12 protein-coding genes are annotated in these 18,308 nt (G+C 65.6%); 6 read left to right on the top strand and 6 right to left on the bottom strand.

Features of this window, described 5'->3' with window-relative positions; translation table 11 throughout:
• The coding region (locus tag VFW45_04400) for a hypothetical protein (protein ID HEU5180007.1) at positions 1–405 on the top strand (405 nt) is incomplete at its 5' end.
• Positions 406–457: 52 nt separating this feature from the next.
• Here VFW45_04400 and VFW45_04395 read toward each other — a convergent pair.
• Complete coding sequence (locus tag VFW45_04395; GenBank protein ID HEU5180006.1) at positions 458–1,753, bottom strand: FG-GAP-like repeat-containing protein; 1,296 nt, start codon at positions 1,751–1,753, stop codon at positions 458–460.
• Between the two features lie 122 nt (positions 1,754–1,875).
• The gene (locus VFW45_04390) at positions 1,876–3,774 is read right to left on the bottom strand and encodes a winged helix-turn-helix domain-containing protein (protein ID HEU5180005.1); all 1,899 of its coding nucleotides are present in this window, start codon (positions 3,772–3,774) and stop codon (positions 1,876–1,878) included.
• Positions 3,775–4,217: 443 nt separating this feature from the next.
• On the opposite strand from VFW45_04390, the gene VFW45_04385 reads away from it, so the two are divergent.
• From VFW45_04385 to VFW45_04370, 4 genes are all read left to right on the top strand, one after another.
• Complete coding sequence (locus VFW45_04385; GenBank protein HEU5180004.1) at positions 4,218–6,860, top strand: pitrilysin family protein; 2,643 nt, start codon at positions 4,218–4,220, stop codon at positions 6,858–6,860.
• 392 nt (positions 6,861–7,252) lie between these two features.
• Entirely contained in the window at positions 7,253–7,762 is a 510-nt protein-coding gene (locus VFW45_04380) for a hypothetical protein (GenBank protein HEU5180003.1), read from the top strand.
• A complete protein-coding gene (locus tag VFW45_04375) occupies positions 7,749–8,921 on the top strand; it encodes a hypothetical protein (GenBank protein HEU5180002.1) in 1,173 nt (390 codons plus the stop codon). Before VFW45_04380 ends, VFW45_04375 begins: the two co-directional genes overlap by 14 nt.
• Positions 8,908–11,064 carry an EAL domain-containing protein gene (locus VFW45_04370; GenBank protein HEU5180001.1) on the top strand — a complete coding sequence of 719 codons (2,157 nt, stop codon included), beginning with the start codon at positions 8,908–8,910 and terminating at the stop codon, positions 11,062–11,064. The genes VFW45_04375 and VFW45_04370 overlap by 14 nt, the downstream gene beginning before the upstream one ends.
• Positions 11,065–11,125: 61 nt before the next feature.
• Here VFW45_04370 and VFW45_04365 read toward each other — a convergent pair whose 3' ends face one another.
• Positions 11,126–12,034, bottom strand: coding sequence for a hypothetical protein (locus VFW45_04365; protein HEU5180000.1), 909 nt, complete (start codon positions 12,032–12,034; stop codon positions 11,126–11,128).
• Positions 12,035–12,367: 333 nt separating this feature from the next.
• On the opposite strand from VFW45_04365, the gene VFW45_04360 reads away from it, so the two are divergent.
• Positions 12,368–13,852 (top strand): trypsin-like peptidase domain-containing protein, encoded by a 1,485-nt coding sequence (locus VFW45_04360; protein ID HEU5179999.1) that lies wholly within the window; start codon positions 12,368–12,370, stop codon positions 13,850–13,852.
• Between the two features lie 174 nt (positions 13,853–14,026).
• Here the strand turns inward: VFW45_04360 and VFW45_04355 are convergent, their stop codons facing one another.
• The 3 genes from VFW45_04355 to VFW45_04345 all read right to left on the bottom strand — a co-directional run bounded on the left by VFW45_04355 (position 14,027) and on the right by VFW45_04345 (position 18,288).
• Positions 14,027–17,596 carry a S8 family serine peptidase gene (locus VFW45_04355; protein HEU5179998.1) on the bottom strand — a complete coding sequence of 1,190 codons (3,570 nt, stop codon included), beginning with the start codon at positions 17,594–17,596 and terminating at the stop codon, positions 14,027–14,029.
• 131 nt (positions 17,597–17,727) lie between these two features.
• On the bottom strand, positions 17,728–18,030 hold the full coding sequence (locus tag VFW45_04350) for a hypothetical protein (GenBank protein ID HEU5179997.1): 303 nt from the start codon (positions 18,028–18,030) through the stop codon (positions 17,728–17,730).
• Positions 18,031–18,057: 27 nt separating this feature from the next.
• Positions 18,058–18,288: an Lrp/AsnC ligand binding domain-containing protein gene (locus VFW45_04345; protein HEU5179996.1), complete on the bottom strand. Its 231-nt coding sequence runs from the start codon at positions 18,286–18,288 to the stop codon at positions 18,058–18,060.
• Positions 18,289–18,308: the final 20 nt, after the last annotated feature.

The raw sequence follows: 18,308 nt of genomic DNA, 5'->3' as shown, positions 1-18,308 counted from the left end.
CACAACCGCGATGCCTCGAATTGGACTTCGAGAGGCGGCCACTATGGGCACAGCCAGGTTCCTGAGAATACCCACTGGGATCCTGGCTATACCCAAGCCGAGCTGGCCATCGTCACTCCCGAGGCCATTCTCGAGGCCCCGCGGGAGCTCACCCGCACTGTGCTTGATTCGATCCAGGAATCCGTTCCGCGTCCGACCGGAGACCCGGAGCAGATTGCGCGTCGCCTGCTCGCGGATGCCCTCGAGCAGCTTCACGCCCGCTCGAGCAATGGTCGCTCCCGTGTCCGTATCAGCGTCGCCACCGGGGCGACCCGGATTGAGATTGACGTCGATCTCGGCACACCCGCTGGAGCAGCAAGCGTCGGGAAGCGGCCCCACCGAAGGAAACCCACCTCAACGTCCTGAGAAGGCCAGGTCGGACCAGAGGACTCTCCCCTGGCCCGACCCGCATCCTGATTCAGGGCTTGCCGGCCACGACATGGGCGATGTCGCTGCCGGTGATCAGGAAATCGATGGCGCCATCGCCATTGATGTCCCCTACCGGGAGCGCGTCGAAGCCCAGGGTGGCGCCTGATACGTTGCCGGTCATGGTGCGCAGGGTCATGCCGGTCTTGCCCGAGTAGAGATAGACCTTGCCTCCCGTCGGCGCGCCGGCGCTGCTGGTGTAGCCGGCCAGGATGAAATCGGCTGCGCCGTCGCCATTGAGATCGCCGCAGGCCCGCCCGATCCCGAATCCATCGCCGGCATTCTCGCCATTGAAAACTCTGAGCTTGTCCTGGTTGGCGCCGGAGAAGACATAAGCACGCCCGGTGTTGGGACCGAGGCGGTCATCGGCGAAATCGGCCACCAGGATGTCCAGCACTCCGTCGCGGTCGACGTCGCCGGCGTTGTGCACGAAGAAGTTGCCGAAATCGACCGCCGTGGCGGCGGGCTTCAGGGTTCGCAGGTAGGCGCCGGTGGTGCCGCGCAAGACGAACGCCTCGCCGGCATTTTTCGGACCCGAGCCCCTGCCACCGACCGCCACGTCCACCAGGCCGTCGCCATCCAGATCGCCCACGCCGGAGACCGCCGAGCCGAGCTGCGTCTGGATCGCCTGGCCGTCCTGCGTCCAGAGGGCCGAGCCGTCACGGCCGGAGATGAGATGCACCCGACCGGTGAACTGGCCGGTCACGGAGGAGAAGGGAGCCCCGGCGATGATGTCGGGAGTGCCGTCGCCGTTCACGTCACCCGCGGCATTGATGTCATAGCCGAAGAAAGAGAGGTGGCCGCCGCGGCGAATGTCGAAGATCACCGTGTGGTCGCTGCCGGAGAGGACCAGGAGCCGGCCGATCTGGGGTACCGGACCGCCGGGCGTGCCCGGACCGCTCACTGCGTAATCGGGCACTCCATCCCCGTTGATGTCCCCCACTCCGGCCACGCCGAACCCGAGGCGCTGGAAAGGACCGCCCGTGATCGTATTCAGCAGGGCGCCATCCCTTCCGGAATAGACATAGGCCCGTCCGGCCAGGTTTCCACCGGCGGCGTTCCGTGGCGCGCCGATCAGAATCTCCGAGGCGCCGTCGCCGTTCAGGTCGCCGATGACCGCGCCGACGAAGCCGAACTGGTTCCCCGCCGCTTCCGCGTGCAGGGTGTAGACCACACTCACATCAGGCTCCACGAACTGGGCATGGACGGGGGCCAGCTCCGCCGAAAGTGCCGCGAGACCGCCGGCCAGGCAGAGGGACGGTACCGCTCGTAACGCACATCGCAACATGCCAACCTCCTCGAGAAAGGGTTTGGGGGGAACGACGTGCGGAAGGTACGAAGAGCGAGGCTGATACACCATGAAAGGGAGATGAGACGAGGATGGGATGGAGATGATAAGCCCGGGAGGCGCTATCGACTCGCGGAGGGATCCGAAAGGAAGCTCATCTTTGCCATGAGGTTGCGGAAAGAGGGGTCGCTCCGAAGGGGGTCGAAGCGGGGGTCGACGGGGAGGAAGGGCAGAATCCATCCGGAGCGCTGCTCGAAGGCGGCTTCGAGCTCGGTCATCGCCTTGTCGCGCTCGCCAAGCGCCAGATAGGCGAGCGCCCGGTCGCTCGCCGCCGGCGGCATGTTCCTGCGCTCCCCTTCCGCCCGCTGCAGCTCCCATTTCCAGAAGGCGTCGAGCGTCTCGCGCGGCGTGAGCGGCTCGAGCTGGCGCAGGCGCATCTCGCCGACGCCCCGCAGCCGCATCTCGACCAGCGCCTGGGCCGCGGCGGAATCGAGGCGCCCGAGCTGGCTCTCGGAGACGACGACGCAGCGGGAGGCCCAGTAGTCGCCGGGGCTGATGCGGAGGGCATGGCGGGCAGCCTCGGTGGCCTCAGGATAGCGGCGGGCGAAATAGGAATACCACCCGACATCCGAGTTCACCATCGGCGAGATCGGATCCAGCTCGAGCGCCTTGTGCACCTGCGCCAGGGCCTCGTCGTGCCGCCCATGAATGGAGAAGTAGGCCGCGAAGGCATGGTGCGCTTCGGCGAAATCGGGTTGGATCTCGAGCGCCCTCTCGAACTCGCGGCGCGCCTCCTCCGGCTTCAGATCGAAATAGAAAAGGAGGTTCGCGAGAAGAAGATGGGCTTGAGGATCGGAATCATCCAGAGCAAGGGCTTTGGAGAGCCACTCTTTCGCCTGCGGAACGACCTCCCGGCGCGGCCGGGGGCGTCTCAGGGCGGCCTGAGCCATCCCGAAGTAGGCCGGCGCGAAGGCAGAGTCCGCCCGGATCGATTCCTGGAATGCGGTCTCCGCCCGGACCTGGGAGTCCGGCAAGGGGGCGGCGAGGGCCGCCCGTCCACGTAGATGAGCTTCGTAGGCATGGCTGGAGGTGGAGGCGGCCTGAAGAGGCTCGGCTTGCCGCGGAAGCAGGCGTAGTGCGAGAGCCTGCGCGATGCTCTCGCCGAGACGGTGGCGAAGCTTCAGGAGCTCGGGCAGCGTCCGATCGTAGCGTCCGGCCCAGAGCTGCATGCCATCGTAAGTTCTCTTGAGCCGCGCCGTGACGCGGATGACGTCTCCGGATTGCCGGACCGTTCCCTCCAGGAGGTAATCCGCGCCGAGCGTCTTGCGAACCTCCTCGCGGCTCGGGCTTTGACCCCGGTAGGTCATGGCGGAGGTTCGGGCGATCACGCCAAGACCCCCGGAGTAACGGCGCCCCAGCTCGGTGATCAGATCTTCGGTGAGGGCATCCTCAGGAAAACCATCGTGCGGCGCGGGCCCGACATCCTTGAAAGGCAGTACGGCCAGGGTCGGCTTGCCCAGCCGCGGAATGGTGCGGGAGGCGAGCTGCCGGGCACTCACCGAAATCAGAAAGACACCGGCAAGGATCGATGCGGCGAGCCAGTAGGCGCGCCGTCGCGGCCTGGAGGCTGGTGCCTCGTGCCGTGCCGGCGGAATGGCCGGAAGCTCGTGGGAAACTTGCGGCGGATCGACCGGCTCGAGCGTGGCGAGGAAGCAGTAGCCCTGCCGCGGGACGGTCTTGATGAACCGGGGCGAGTCGGCGTCGTCTCCCAGGGCGGTCCGGATCTGCCGGATGCAGTGGTTGATTCCCTGCTCGAAGTCGACGAAGGTCTGCTCGCCCCACAGCTCGGCCTGGATTTCCTCGCGGGTAACAAGGTCGCCGGCGCGGGACACGAGCAGGGCCAGCAGGCGGGCCGGCTGGGCATTGAGATGCACCAGGCCATGGCCGTTCTTCAGGCTTTTCGCCTCGAGGTCCAGCTCGAAGTCCCCGAAGCGCACCCTTCTGCAAGTACCGCAATTCATGGGCTCAGGCGCCTCGCGACGCCCTCCAGGGTTTTTTTAGCGGCCGGGTCGTCGGAAAGTTACGCTGAAACTCCCGCCCCGCCAGCGAATCCGCCCGTCAGCCCCCGGATTCTGCTGCACCAGCGTCGCAGGGGAAAAAGCAGGGACCTTCTGTCCCCGGACCGTGCTAGATTTGGCGAATCGAAACTCCGATAGGCCACCTTTCCTGGAATTTCCGCGAGGCCGGCGCGAGGCCATACATCAGAATCGCGCGGGAGGTCCCCATGCGAAGGCGTTGGTTGCTTGCCACTCTCCTCCTCGTGTCGGTGTCGGCCGTCCTTTTGGCTGCACCTGCGCCGCCTCCCGGCGCCGCGCGGGCAGCGGCGCCTGCCTCAGCCAAATCATCCCCCGCTCCCTCCTCGTCGACTGCGCCGCTTCCCGGGGGTGTCCAAAAGGTGGCCTCCGTGGAAGGGATCACCGAGTACCGTCTCGCCAACGGGCTCCGGATCCTGCTGTTCCCCGATCCGTCGAAGCAGACGACCACGGTGAACATCACCTACCTGGTCGGATCGCGGCACGAGGGGTATGGCGAGACGGGAATGGCGCACCTTCTCGAGCACATGGTCTTCAAGGGGACGCCGAATCACAAGGACATTCCTCAGGAGCTGACGGCCCACGGCTCTCGCTCCAACGGAACGACGGATTACGACCGGACGAACTACTTCGAGACCGTCACGGCTACCGCGGAAGCTCTGGACTGGGCGCTCGACCTGGAATCCGACCGCATGGTCAACTCCAACATGGCGAAGAAAGACCTGGACTCCGAGTTCTCGGTCGTGCGCAACGAATTCGAAATAGGCGAGAACTACCCCCAGGGCGTCCTCATGGAACGAGTCATGTCGGCCGCGTATCTCTGGCACAACTATGGCAAGTCGACGATCGGCTCGCGGGTGGACATCGAGCGGGTTCCCATCGAGAGGCTCCGGGCCTTCTACAAGACCTGGTACCAGCCCGACAATGCCGTCCTGGTCGTCGCCGGGAAGATCGACGAGGCCGGGACGCTCGCGAAGATCGCCAGGAAGTTCGGGAAGATCCCGAAGCCGTCCCGGACCCTTCCCGCGACTTATACGGTCGAGCCGGCCCAGGATGGCCCCAGGAGCGTGACGCTGCGCCGCGTCGGAGACTCGCAGATGGCCGCGGCCGCCTATCACATTCCTGCCGGCCCTCATCCCGATTTCGCGGCAATATCCCTTCTGAGATTCATCCTCACCGACGCGCCTTCCGGTCGGCTTTACAAGGCCCTGGTCGAGACCAAGAAAGCCGCGTCGGTGTTCGGCCGCGCGCAAGCTCTCCACGACCCGGGAATGCTCCTGGTCGGCGCAACGGTCCGGACCGAGAGCTCGCTCGAAGAAGCCCGAGACCTCCTCGTCCGCGTGACCGAAGAAGCAGCGACCAACGCGCCGACGGCGGAAGAGGTCGATCGCGCACGCGACAACTGGCTCAAGAACTGGGAGTCAACCCTTCGTGACTCCGAGTTCGTGGCCATCCGGCTCTCCGAGTGGGCGGCCCAGGGGGATTGGAGGCTGATGTTCCTCAACCGCGACCGCATCAAGGCGGTCTCTCCCGACGACGTGGCGCGTGTCGCCAAGGCCTACCTGACGCCCGAGAACCGCACGGTCGGTCTCTACATGCCCACCAACGCTTCGCAGAGAGCCGACATCCCCGCGGCGCCCGACGTAGGAGAGCTGGTGCGGAGCTACAAGGGTGGAGAAGCGCTGGCGCTGGGTGAGGCGTTCGATTCTTCGCCCGCGGCGATCGAGGCACGGCTGATTCGCGCGACCCTTCCACCCGGGATCAAGCTCGTCATGCTGCCCAAGAAAACCCGCGGCGCCACCGTTCAGGTGGTAATGAACATGAACCTTGGTGATGAGAAGAGCCTGCAAGGACGCGCGACGGCAGCAAGCTTCGCGGGGGCCATGCTGATGCGCGGCACAACGAAGCATACGCGCCAGCAGATCAAGGACGAGACCGCCCGTCTCAAGGCACAGGTTTTCGCCTACGGTTATGCCGCCGGGGCTTACGGGGGGGTGGAAGTCTCACGAGACAATCTTCCGGCCGCACTGCGGCTGATGGCCGAGATCCTGCGCGAGCCATCCTTCCCTGCTTCGGAGCTGGAGCTTCTTCGCCAGGAGAGGCTCGTACAGCTCGAGGCTTCCAAGAGCGATCCGGGGCAGAAAGCCTCCACCAGGCTCCAGAAGCATCTGAACCCCTGGCCGAAGCAAGACCCGAGGTACGAGCAGAGCCCGGAGGAGTCGATCGAGGCGGCCCAGGCGGTCAAGCTCGACGAGGTGAAAAAGTTTCATGCGGAGTTCTACGGTGCCTCATCCGCCCAGATCGCCGTCGTCGGGGATTTCGACCCCGACGAGATCAAGGCGCTCCTCACCGAGCTGTTCTCGGGCTGGAAGAACGCCCAGCCTTACGCTCGTCTCGTCGGCGTCTATCAGGATCGTCCGGCGATTCACGAGTCGATCGAGGCTCCCGACAAGGAGAGTGCCGAGTTTGTGGCGGGACTCCGGATCGACATGCGCGACGATGCCCCTGAATTTCCTGCCATGGTCCTCGGAGACTTCATGACCGGCGGCGGGTTCCTCAATTCGAGGCTCGCCGAGCGTCTTCGCCAGAAAGATGGGATCTCCTACGGCGCCGGCTCGTACTTCTATGCAAGCCCCTTGGACCGGGACGCCTATTTCGGCTCCAGTGCAATTTACGCGCCGCAGAATGCCGAGCGCCTCATGACGGGGTACAACGAGGAGATCGCAAAGATCCTTGACAAGGGCTTCACACCCGAGGAGATCGCCGAGGCGAAGAAGGGATGGCTGCAAGAGCAGACAGTATCCCGGGCAAATGATCGCCAGCTGGCGAGCACGCTCGCCGGCAACGAATACATCGGCCGGACGATGGCCTGGGACGAGACGGTGGAGAAGAAGGTGCAGGCACTGACGAGCGCCGAGATCCTGGCGGCGATGAAGAAGTTCATCGACCCGGCGAAGATCTCGACGGTGATTTCCGGCGACTTCGCAAAGGCCAAGCAGAGCGGCAAACCCTGATTACCGCGTTCCCTTGTTCCTCACCACGGCCGTCGTGCAGGCCTGAAAGAGGGTTCCATCCCTCTTGCCGGAGATACAGATCGTGGCCGCGGAACCGTCCGGGAGGGCCGAGAGGCGCGCGGACAGGTCCTGCAATTTCCGCCGCTGCAGGCGTCGCGCCGACCCGCGGTCTACGTTGTTCTACTGATGTCAAAATGTTGTCTCGAATGCTTGTCGTGTAAAGCTGTCCCGCCCGTGCTCTGACGGCTCCAATACCCCTTTCCTGCAACAACTTCCTCCGGTTGATCCCACTCGCCGGCCGCCTATATTTGCCAGTGTGCCTTGTGCGGTTTTCGAGCCTGGTCGCCGGCTCGTTACTCGAAACGTTTCTTGTCCCGGGAAAGGCTCCATTCGTGATCTCATGCCGCCGGAGCGTGCAGATCGGCTCCCTGCTCCTGGCACTGGCCGCGGCGTCCGCCTGCGTCAAGCCGATTCAGAGAGCCACTCTGACTCTCGAGCAGCATAGTCTGCGGATGCAGCTGCACGTCGGGAAGGATGGCACCATTCAGCTGGCGGAGCAGCCGCCGCTGACCGGCCGGGTCGACATCTCCCCAATCCTGCAAGCCGAGGGAATTCCCCTGGCCAAGAGGCCCGCAACGGTCCAGGGAATGATTCATTACGGCAGGCTCTACCTGGTCGCCGATGGCTTCCATGCCATCTGGGAGATCACCCCCCGGCCGGGCAGCACCATGGCGCAGTATCGCGCGGTGCCCATCTCGAAGGGCCAGACCCGGCCGGCCCTGCGCAACGTCCGTCTCTCCCGCTACGGCTCCGCGGGCTCCTCCTGCCTCCGGATCGATCGGGCCGAGGCAGAACCCGTCTTCCTCACGGCCCGGGGGACGCTGGCCCATGACTGTCCGTAGCACCTTCCGCTTCCTCGTCCTCGCCCTCATCGCCGGATCGCTGATTCACGCCGGCGAGATGGAGACCGACCCGCACCAGCTCTATGCGCAGGCCAAGGGCCAGATGCGCAAAGGAGACCTGGCGGAGGCGTCCGCCAGCCTGGCGAAGCTTCGGTCTCTCATCTCGCGCAACCCCAAATGGGACCCCGACGGGGCCTTCGCGAAAGAACTGATCCCTTCGTTTTCGACACGCCTCGAGCGCCTGCAAAAGGTGGCCGCCGACCTCGACGACTTCAGCGATCGGGCGCTGCAGGATCTGCAGCTCCCGCGACCCGCGAAGGATTTCCCGACCATCGACCAGTACACCCAATGGGCGACGACCACCATCCAGAAGCTGCGCGGCGAGCGCGACGGGATCGTGGAGGCCGGCCTCAAGGATTCGGAAGACAGGGCTTGCATCACGCAGACGGCCAGCTACGCGCGCACCGAGCAGCTGCTGCAGACCGATCTGCTCAAGAAGGCCTCGGACGCTTCGGGCAGCGAGGTGCTCGGGGTGCTTTCGGGCGACGCCGAGACGGAGACGGTGCTGGTCCGCTTCCGGCAGCTCAAGGTGGAACTGCTGAAGGTAATGGCGGAGCGCGACGCGTTGAGCGGCAATCTGCGCAAGTCGCGCGAGGACGAGTCGGCGCTGCAGCGGGCGCTGGCCGTCATCGTGGCCGAGGACGGCAACGGCAAGGTGATCGGGCGCGATGCCCGGACGGCGGAGGTCGGAGAGAGCTTCGCGCGCTTCCTGGAGCGCCGGATCGAGGCGGCCTTCGAGCGCGGGTCGCAGACCACGGTCGAGCGGGACGCATGGCTGGCGGATGTGGAGCGCTACCGCCGGATCAACCGGGCGCTGGTCGATGCCGGAATCGGCAAGGACCAGAAGATCCGGCTGGCCACTCTCGAGAAGTCCATCGAGAAGACTCCCGTCCACAAAGGGCCCGGCCGGCCGACGCCGCTGCTGGGCGCCCTTGGGAACCTGCTGCTGGCGCTCCTGGTCATGATCGCGGCGCTGACATGCTGGCTGGCGTTCGTACGCGGGCGGGCGTTAAAGGCGATGCGCCTCGTCAGCGCCCGGGGTGGCGCGCGTCCGACGGGAGCGCCCGAGGCGACGGAGAGGCACCATGACGCAGCCTGAAGCCTCCGCATCCGACGCCCGCTCCCGGTTCGCCTTCCTGACTTCCATCGCCCGCACCCGAAAGCTCCAATACGGCCTGCTGGGCTTCGGGATCGGCCTGATGCTGACCTGGGTCGGTTACCTGGTCGATTACCACGCCCTCTATCACGACTATCCTTCCACCCTCAGCCTGGCGGTAATCCGCGGCCTGCACGAGGTCACGCCGGTCCACTACTTCACCGACGGCTTCGCATTGATTCTGGCCCTGGTCGGCGCCATCGCAGGGGCCCTGCAGGATCGGCTGCGCTACCACTCGAGCCATCTCGAAGACCTGGTGGGGCACCGCACCGAGTCGCTGCGCCTGAGCGAGGAGCGCTACGCCCTGGCGGCGCGTGGCTCCAATGACGGACTGTGGGACTGGGACCTCGAGCACAACCGAATCCACTATTCGGCGCGCTGGCTGCAGACGCTCGGCCTGTCGGAAAGGACGGTCGGCGAAAGCCCCGAGGATTGGCTCGGCCGGGTTCATCCGGAGGACCGCGCCGGATTGGAGGCGCGGATCGCCAGCCACCTCGCCGGGACCCAGGGCCACCTGGTGGCGGAGTACCGCATGAGGCATGCCGACGGGTCGTACCGCTGGATGATGGCCCGCGGCATGGCCGTGCGGCATCCCGGCGCCGGCCGGCCGCACCGCCTGGCGGGCTCGCAGGCCGACGTGGACGAGCGCAAGAGGATGGAGGAGCAGCTCATCCACCTGGCGGTGCACGACCCCTTGACGTCGCTCCCCAACCGCAGCCTCTTCCTCGACCGCCTGACCCGCGCCTTCCAGCGCGCCGCCAAGCGCGGACGGCGCGAGAGCCTGGCAGTCATCTTCCTCGACGTCGACCAATTCAAGAACATCAACGACTCGCTGGGACACCAGACGGGCGACGCGGTCCTGGTCCAGGTGGCTGAGCGCTTCCGGGCGGTGCTGCAGGAAGTCTCCGACGAGCTGCGGCGGGAGATTCATGAGACCGAGGAAGGCTTTACGCGCGCCTCGGCCGAATGGACCGTGTCGCGCATCGGAGGCGACGAGTTCACGGTGCTGCTCGACGACATCCGCTCGCTGCACGACGCGATGCGCGTGGTGCGGCGCCTGGAAGACGCCGTGCGTACGCCGCTGGCATCGAACGGCCGCGAGCTGCAGGTCACGCTGAGCACCGGGGTGGTGCTGGGGCCGGCGGGCTACCGGCGCCCCGAGGACCTGCTGCGCGACGCGGACACGGCGATGTACCTTGCCAAATCCCACGGCCGCGGCAAGTGCGAGATCTTCGATGAGAAGATGATGGCCACCGCGCAGGAGCAGTTCCGGCTGGAAAACGATCTGCAGATGGCGCAGGCCCAGGGGCAGTTCCGCGTCGTCTTCCAGCCGATCGTGGAGCTGGGGACGGAGCACCTGCGGGGGTTCGAGGCGCTGCTGCGCTGGCATCACCCGGAGCGGGGACTGATTCCGCCGCAGCGCTTCATCCCGCTGGCCGAGGAGACCGGCATCATCCTCCCCCTGGGGGCCTGGGTCCTGAAAGAGGCTTGCCGGAATCTGCGTGCCTGGCAGGACAGCGACCCGAAATGGGACGGGCTGTTCGTGACGGTCAACCTGTCGTTACGGCAGATCTACCACCCGGGGCTGGAGGAATTGATCTCCAGGGCGATACAGGAATCCTCGCTGGATCCGTCGCTGCTGCACCTTGAGATTACCGAGAACCAGCTGATCGAGCACCCCAAGGAGGTCACCAGCATCCTGACGCGCTTGAGGCGGCGCGGCTTCCGGGTCGCCATCGACGATTTCGGGACGGGCTATTCGTCGCTGTCGGTGCTGCAGAGTCTGCCGGTGGACGTGCTCAAGATGGACAAGCTGTTCGTCGCGAAGATGAACGCCAGCGAGAAGGCGCGGAAAATCGTCGCCAGCATCGTCGGCCTGGGAGCGGCCCTGGATCACGACGTCATTGCGGAGGGGATCGAGAACGAGAGACAGCTGCGCGAGCTGCGCACCCTGCGCTGCCCTCTCGGGCAGGGGAATTTCTTCTCGGAGCCGATCTCACCGGAGGACGTAAGGAAGGTAATCCTCCCCTCCTTCAAGCCCAGCATCATGGACCGCCGCGAGCGCGCCTCCGGCGGCGGCCGCTAGCCATAGATCCAATGCTTCGCCGGATTGTCACGCTGGCGTGATTTCAGCGCGGGTATCCCGTCTACTTCAGACTCACGACGTAGATGCCGATGGTCTCCCCGCTTTCGCGGTTGAAGACGATTTTCGTGCCGTCGCGCGAAACGCTGGCCCGGGCGTCAAGGAAGGGGGGCTTGGGATCGGTGAGCTGGCGGGCATGCGAGCCGTCCGCATCCATCATGAACAGCGCGAAGGGACCGTTGCGCCGTGAGGAGAAGACGATGCGGCCGTCCGGGGTCCAGGTCGGCCATCCGTCCATGGGCCCATCGTTGGTGACGTTGCGAGGGTTGGAGCCGTCGCGGTCGCGCATCATGACGTCGTCGACGCCGGCCGCGAGATTGGCCAGGTAGAGGATCCGGTCGCCTTTCGGCGAGACGCGCGCGCAGGTGTCTTCATCGGGCGAGGTGGCAAGCCGCCGCAGGCCCGACCCATCGGAATTGATCTCGTAGATCTGCAGGTGGCCTCCGTCACGGCCCGAGTTGAACAGGATCTTTTTCCCATCCGGCGCCCAGTAGGGATGGATGTCATCGCCCGCGGCGTTCGACAGGTTCCTGGCGCCGCTGCCATCGGAGCGCATCACGTAGACATCCTCGTTGCCGCCCCGGTCCGAAACGAAAGCGATTTGGGAGTTGTCCGGCGACCAATCGGGGAAGTTGTTGTTGGCCTCGTCTTTCGTAATCTGGATTTCATTGGAAAGGTCGGCGTTCATCACGTAGATCTGCCACTTCCCCGTCCGGTTCGACTGGTAGAGGATGCGCTTGCCATCCTTCGACCAGCGCGGATAGGCGTTCTTCACGCCGTCCTTCCAGAGGAGCTTCTGCGGCTCCTTGAAAGCCGGAGCCGCTGGCGACGCGCCGACGCTGGCCAGCGCCAGTCCCGACGCCGTGACCGCGAGCAGACCCATGCCCGTTACAGCCTTGCCGATTCCCCGCATCGGATTCTCCCTGGTAGGCGAGCCGCTCCTTCCCCCAGGCTTCTAGAACGAATCAAGCCGGAAGAAGTTTCGAGCCGGCCCCACCTTTATGCCATTTCGCCAAGACTGGTTCGCGATTGGAATGCTGAGCCGGCATTTCGGGTGCCGCACCTGGTGTTTTGCCTTGACGCTCCGGATGGATGGGCGTAATAGAGGCACGCTCGACTCGAATCTCACACATCAAGAATCCCTCCAGCGGCCGGACTGCCGGCACGGGAAAGGAGGTGGACACCGCAGCCGGAGGGGTCCCGGGAAACGTTGTTGAGATAACTCATTCCATGGGAGTGCGGTTAAATGAAGAGCCCATCCAAAACGTGGAAGATTGCGTTTCTGGTGATTGCTGCCTTGGCGGTCGTGATCGCCATTTCGGCGGTGCCTTCCTCCGCCGGAAACGGGCGTGCCTATCCTGAGTTGCCCTCGGCCGTGTCCACCGAGGGGCCGACACAGGATGATGCCCGTGCGATGCAGGCGGATCTGACTCGCCGGCTCTCAGGCGAGCTGCCTCCGTCCGCCCTCGAATCCGCGATCAAGATTCAGATTCCCGCCGAAGAGATCGGTCTCGTGGATAACGGCAAGGACACGCCCCTCAAGATCGGTGTCGTGAAGCCCCTGACTCCTGGAGTCGAGGTTTCGGGCCTCTCCCGCGGACAGGACAACCAGCCTCGCCAGGGTCCCAGCGCCCCCGCCACGCCCACCGCTGACGGCGGGTTCACCTGGGCGGTCGCGATTCGCTCCGAAGAAGCCGGAGCGATCCGCGTGCATGTGGAGGGAATGTCGCTGCCCCGCAATGCGGAGATGTACTTCTACGCTCTGGACGGACAGGCCTATGGACCTTATAAGAGTTCCGGGCCCAACGGCACGGGTGAGTTCTGGACGTCGACGGTGTTCGGCACGGAAGGTGTCCTGCAGGTCCGCCTGTCAGCTCCTGTAACCGCCGCCGACCTTGCCGCCGTGGCTTTCAAGGCAACCGAGGCCGGGTTCATCACCCGCAAGGGCGCCGGCCAGATCATCCCGACACCGGACGCTCCTCCTCCTCCGGGAATCTGCGGCAACGCCACCTGCATCGTGGACGCGAACTGCTACGCCAACGCCAACGGCATCAAGGACGCCATCGCCAAGATGGAGTGGATCCAGGGCGCCTTCATCTACACCTGTACGGGCGGCCTGCTCAACGACTCGAATCCCTCATCCGACAGTTTCTTCCTGACGGCGAACCACTGTCTCAGCAAGAACAACACCGCGGCGAACGTCAACTTCTACTGGCGCTTCCGCACCAACACCTGCAACGGCACCTGCCCGAGCAACAACGGCTGGCCTTACCAGTCGTCGGGCTCGTCGATTGCTGCCACCAATCGGAAGGGGGATTTCACTCTGCTTCGTCTGAGCTCAGCTCAAGCCCCGCCTTCAGGCTCGGTTTACCTGGGCTGGACCTCCGCCCCGGTGGCCAACAGCAACGGCACAGCCATGCGCCGGGTCAGCAATCCGCAGTTCGGCACGCAGGTCTACTCCGAGCACAGCGTCGACACCGGCGCTCCGACCTGCTCCGGATGGCCGCGCGGCGAGCGCATCTACAGCCGCGACACCCTGGGCGGGATCGACGGAGGCAGCAGCGGCTCGCCCATCACCAACACCTCCAACCAGGTGGTGGGACAGCTCAGCGGCACCTGCGGTAGCAGCCCCAGCAGCACCTGCAGCAGCGGCCCGGGCGGAGCCAACGCCACGGTAGACGGCGCTTTCGCCTTCTACTTCGCGACGGTTCAGCCCATCCTCGCTCCTTAGCAATCAGAGAGGGGCGTCCGGGACTCGGTCCCTCGGGTCCCGGACGCCAGGCTTTTACCCTGCCGCTGTCCGTACCATCAACCCAGCCCTCGAGTTGACCCGAAAACCGCCGCTCCGGCTCGAGCCGGCTCGCGCTCGGTGTCGGCGCGGGGGCGCGCGATGTGACTTCCTTTGCTAAGGGCAGGCCAGGCTGGCGGTGCGGGGGTAGGTGAGCTGATCGGTCGCTTCGCCCAGGGAGCCGACCGTCGTCCCTTTCTGCGCGGCCACCAGGTAGAAGTAGGCGCCGGCGCCCGGGACGAGCGTGGCGTTCGTGCCGGTCAGTCCGCACAGGACGGGGGCGGTGTTCGACGAGGTCACTCCGGTATTGGCCAGGCTGGAGATGAAGCCCTGCAGGAGGCGGTAGCTGTCGGCTTGTATGCCGAGGTTCTCCCAGCTGAAGCTGATCTCCCCGGTGCCGAAGTTGTAGGTGAGCATCAGCGGCAGGCTCGACTCGGGGGCGCTGACCTCGGGCGGAGGCACGGTAGTCGAGCAGGTCGTGCAGGCCGGCGGCGTGGCGCGCGTCAGGTGCACCATCCAGGAATTGACCGTTCCCAGCGAACCGGGTCGATGCCCGCCAGTCGCGGTCACGAAGTTGTTCTTGTCGGTCACCCGTAGCGTCCAGGTCCCCGCCGGGTTCTGCCCCTTGAAGATATCGAGCGTGCCCGATTGCGGCAGGCGGGAAGCCGGATAGCTGGTGCTCATTGCCTGGCAAGGCAACGGATTCGAGTGGAGCGTGACGCCGGTGGTCGAAGGGGCGATGAGCGCAACGTCGTAGTTCTCGAACAGGAACGACTCATCCACGCTGGAAATGTTGAGATCGACCGAGACGCTGTCGAGGATTCCGGCGACCGCTCCAGGCGCGGTGAAGTTGCTGGGACTTGCCGGATCGTCGGTGACCTGGCCGGTGCTGCCGGCGATATTCTGCGTGGTCAGGGTCACCGCGCCCGCGTCGAAATGCACCGGGACCTGGAAGCTCCCCTGGGCCGTGGTGACGGTCAGCGTGAGATCGATGTCGGACCCGCAGGGAAGGGCGTCGGAGAGAGCGATTGACAGGGTGTCCCCCGCGTTGGGTCCGGCGGAGGCGCCCGCGGCGATGTTCGGGTAGGCGATACTCCCATCGAGGACGGTCACGTCGGGCGTCGATGGTCCCAGCGTAGCGGTGATGCCGGTCGCCGCGGCGCCGCCCGAGTTCACCAGGGGAAACGAGAAGGTCACCGTCTCTCCCGGATCGATCACGCCGTTGCTCCCTGCCCCAATCCCGCCGCAGGCGTCGGATTTCGTCATGGCTCCCGCCGCCAGGATCGGACCGCTGTAGACGGTGGCGTTGGTGACGACCAACGCGAAATCCTGATCCGTGGTGTCGGCATTTCCCGGGATTCCGTCGCCGGCAATCGCCGTGCCGCGCACCGTCAGGGTGTAGACGCCCGAGGGTGCCATCTGGATGATCTGCTCGACGTTGTTGATCGCGTCGGCGGGAGCACCCGCCACGCTGGCCCCGAAGGTCATGGCGTTGCCGCGGAACAGGTCCTTGCCATTTTGCAGCAGCTCGAGGTCGAGGTTGTTGACCAGCGACGGGCAGGAGCTCACCGCGCCGGGGGCGTCGGTCCAGACCAGTGTCGCCTTCAGGGGCTTCGACAGATCCGCCGGCGCCAGCATCAGCTGGTAGACGTCGCCGGTCGCCCCAAGGACGACACCCTGGTCGAGGTAGACGGCCGGCAGCCCGCTCGTCTTGCGGAAAAGCGGCGGCGCCGAGACGATGGTGGGTGATCCCGGCTCCAGGATGTTTCCCAGGTTCCAGCGTCCCCACCCCTCCTGGCGGTTGGGAATGGCGGCCGGCGTGTTGCCTCCCGACAGGTCGCGCGCACTGTTCAGGAGCAAAGCCTTCACCATCGCCGGGCTCGGAACGGCGGACGCTAACCCTTGCCACCATTCGACCAGAAGCGCCGCACCGCCGGCGGTCTGGGGCGTGGCGAAGGAAGTTCCGGCAGACAAGCTGTGGAGCCCATCGGCCAAGCCACTGCCGAAGCCGTTCACCGAGGCGGAAGCGATCGCGGAGAAGTTCTGCGCCGCCCCTCCGGGCGCCATGAAATCGGGCTTGATGCGGCCGTCGAAAGTCGGCCCCTGGCTGCTGAAGAAACTGCGATCCTCCGTGTTCGTCGCGCCCGACCCGGGACGATAGACCGAGCTGGAGCCGGTGGTCAGGATGTTCTTGGCGGCATGCGGTCGGGTCAGAGTGGCGGGATTATCAGTCCCGCCGTTCGGGGTCGTATTGCCTTCGTTCCCCGCGGAAAAGCAGGTGATCAGCGGCTGGTTCCCGGCAGTAGTCGAGTCACCGTCGCGCGCCAGGATGTCGAAGGTCCTCTCGTAGCTGGTGTAGGAAACATCCTCGACGATGTTCAGATCGGAGCTGTATCCCCCGGCGCCCCAGGAGTTGTTCTGGATCGTGCCGTGCGCGCCGTTGGGTCCCGTGTTGTTGAGGGTATCGCGGGCGCGCGTCGCGTCGTCATGGTTGCAGGCGCCGCTGGTCTTCAGATACGGGATGTTGATGAAGTTCACCGCCGGGGCGACTCCCAGACCGTAGCGGAAGCCGGTTCCGGCTTCGCCCGGGTGCGCGCAGCTGCCGCCCGCGGTGGCCGCCCCGAACTGGCCGTGCCCTTCCGAGCCGGTCGTGCCGCAGAGGAGATTCTCGTTTACCCTGCCGGTCGTGTGATTCGTCGGATCGAAGTTCATGACGCCGTTGTCGACGTAGCCGATGGTCACCCCGGAGCCGTCCAGCCCGCGCGCCGCCAGCCAGTCAGTGTAGGAATCCTCGCCCACCGCGGGACGGAAAGGCACGCCGTTGTTCAACTGCCCCGCCAGGATCTGCGTGGAGGATTCATCTTCCAGCCGCGGCTCGGGGGCTTCCTCCACGGCGTAGACTTCGGGCATGCGGGCCAGATCGGGAACGAGGCTCTCCGGCAGCACCACCGTGACCAGATCGTAGAAGTCGAAGGGGGAGCGGTTGAGGATGTCGCCGTGCATGCCGCGGATGCGGTTCACCGCGCCTTCCACGTCCATCGATTTGTAGATGAGGACATTCAGCCTTTCCGGCGTTTCGCGCAGCGCCGCGTCCCGGTGGCGCCGGGCAAGATCGGAGGAGAGCTTGAAAGCGGGATGGTAGGGACCGACCCACTCCACGAAAGGGAGCGCGGCAATCGCGGCCCGCCTCTCGGACGGAACCAGCGCCAGGTAGCTGAACGACGGGATGGGCGTGAGGACTTCAGCGCCCGCCACTTTCAGGCGGGACTGCCAATCCGGTGCCGGCGGCCCGATGAGACGGACCAGGAAGGCTTCCGCCCGGGCGCCACGGCTCTCCTTCCAGGTCAGATCGGCTGGAAGATTCCCGGGGCCGGCCGGCAGCGAGAAGCTGTACGGACCGATGCCAATCCGGTCGGCGCCTTCCAGGATGTCGATTTCGTAACCGGCGGCGCGCAGGGCCGACTCCTGCTCCCAGGTGAGCTGGACCAGGCTGAAGGGGCCGTAATCGTGGCGGAGCCTGGCGACGCTGTCCTGGAGCGACAGGCGAGCCCGACCCGGCTGGGGAGCGTTGGAAACGAGCCCGAAGCGCAGCGGCGGGTCCTGCACAGCAGCGGCACGGGTGGTTTCAAAGGAGAGAGCCGAGGCCAGGCACAGTGCCGCGCCGGCCGCCAAACGCAAAAAGCCCACACGTGGGCGTTCCTTCCTCTGGAAGAAGGGCATCCGCTTCATATACCGTCAAATCAAGAATTTGCAACCTGAAAGAAGCCCCGGCCGGAGGGGTATTTCGGTGCCATTTGGCACCAGACTACCGGGGCCGATCAGAGAGAAGCTTCCGGTCGACGGCCCGCGCGCGGGACGGGCAGGAAGGGCTTCTTGTCGAGGCTCTCCCGCACCTTGGCCAGGCAGGCCTGCAGGGCGTTCTCACGGTCCGCCCCGTACCCGACCGTCACGGCGGCGTGCAGGACCACCCGGTGAGAGTTCCGCAGGGCGGCGAGCGCCACCACGCGGTACCGGCAGGGATCCTGGGCCGACCGGGTGGTGCGCACGGAAACGAGGGTCTCTTCGTCGAGCTGGTAGAGTCCGGGAGCGACAGGATCGACTAGAAAATCCGCAGAGCTCATGGCCACCTTGTTGCCCCTACCGGGGGCTCATATCACCAGAAGCGTCGTCGTATGGCGGACGGCGGGAATCGACTGGATCTTCTTCATGATCATGTCGCGCAGACTGTTGATGTTGGTTCCCTCGACATAGACCACGACATCGTAGGGACCCATCACCGAGTGCGACAGCTTGACGCCCGGAAGATCGGACAGAGCGTCTTCCACCTGCTCGGACGTGCCGGACTTGACCTTGACCAGAACGAAAGCCTGGACAGGCATCCATCCCCCCGATTGGCGCC

This window comes from Candidatus Polarisedimenticolia bacterium (genome assembly GCA_035764505.1).
Taxonomy (GTDB): Bacteria; Acidobacteriota; Polarisedimenticolia; order Gp22-AA2; family AA152; genus AA152.
This window is presented reverse-complemented; position numbering and strand designations above follow the sequence as displayed.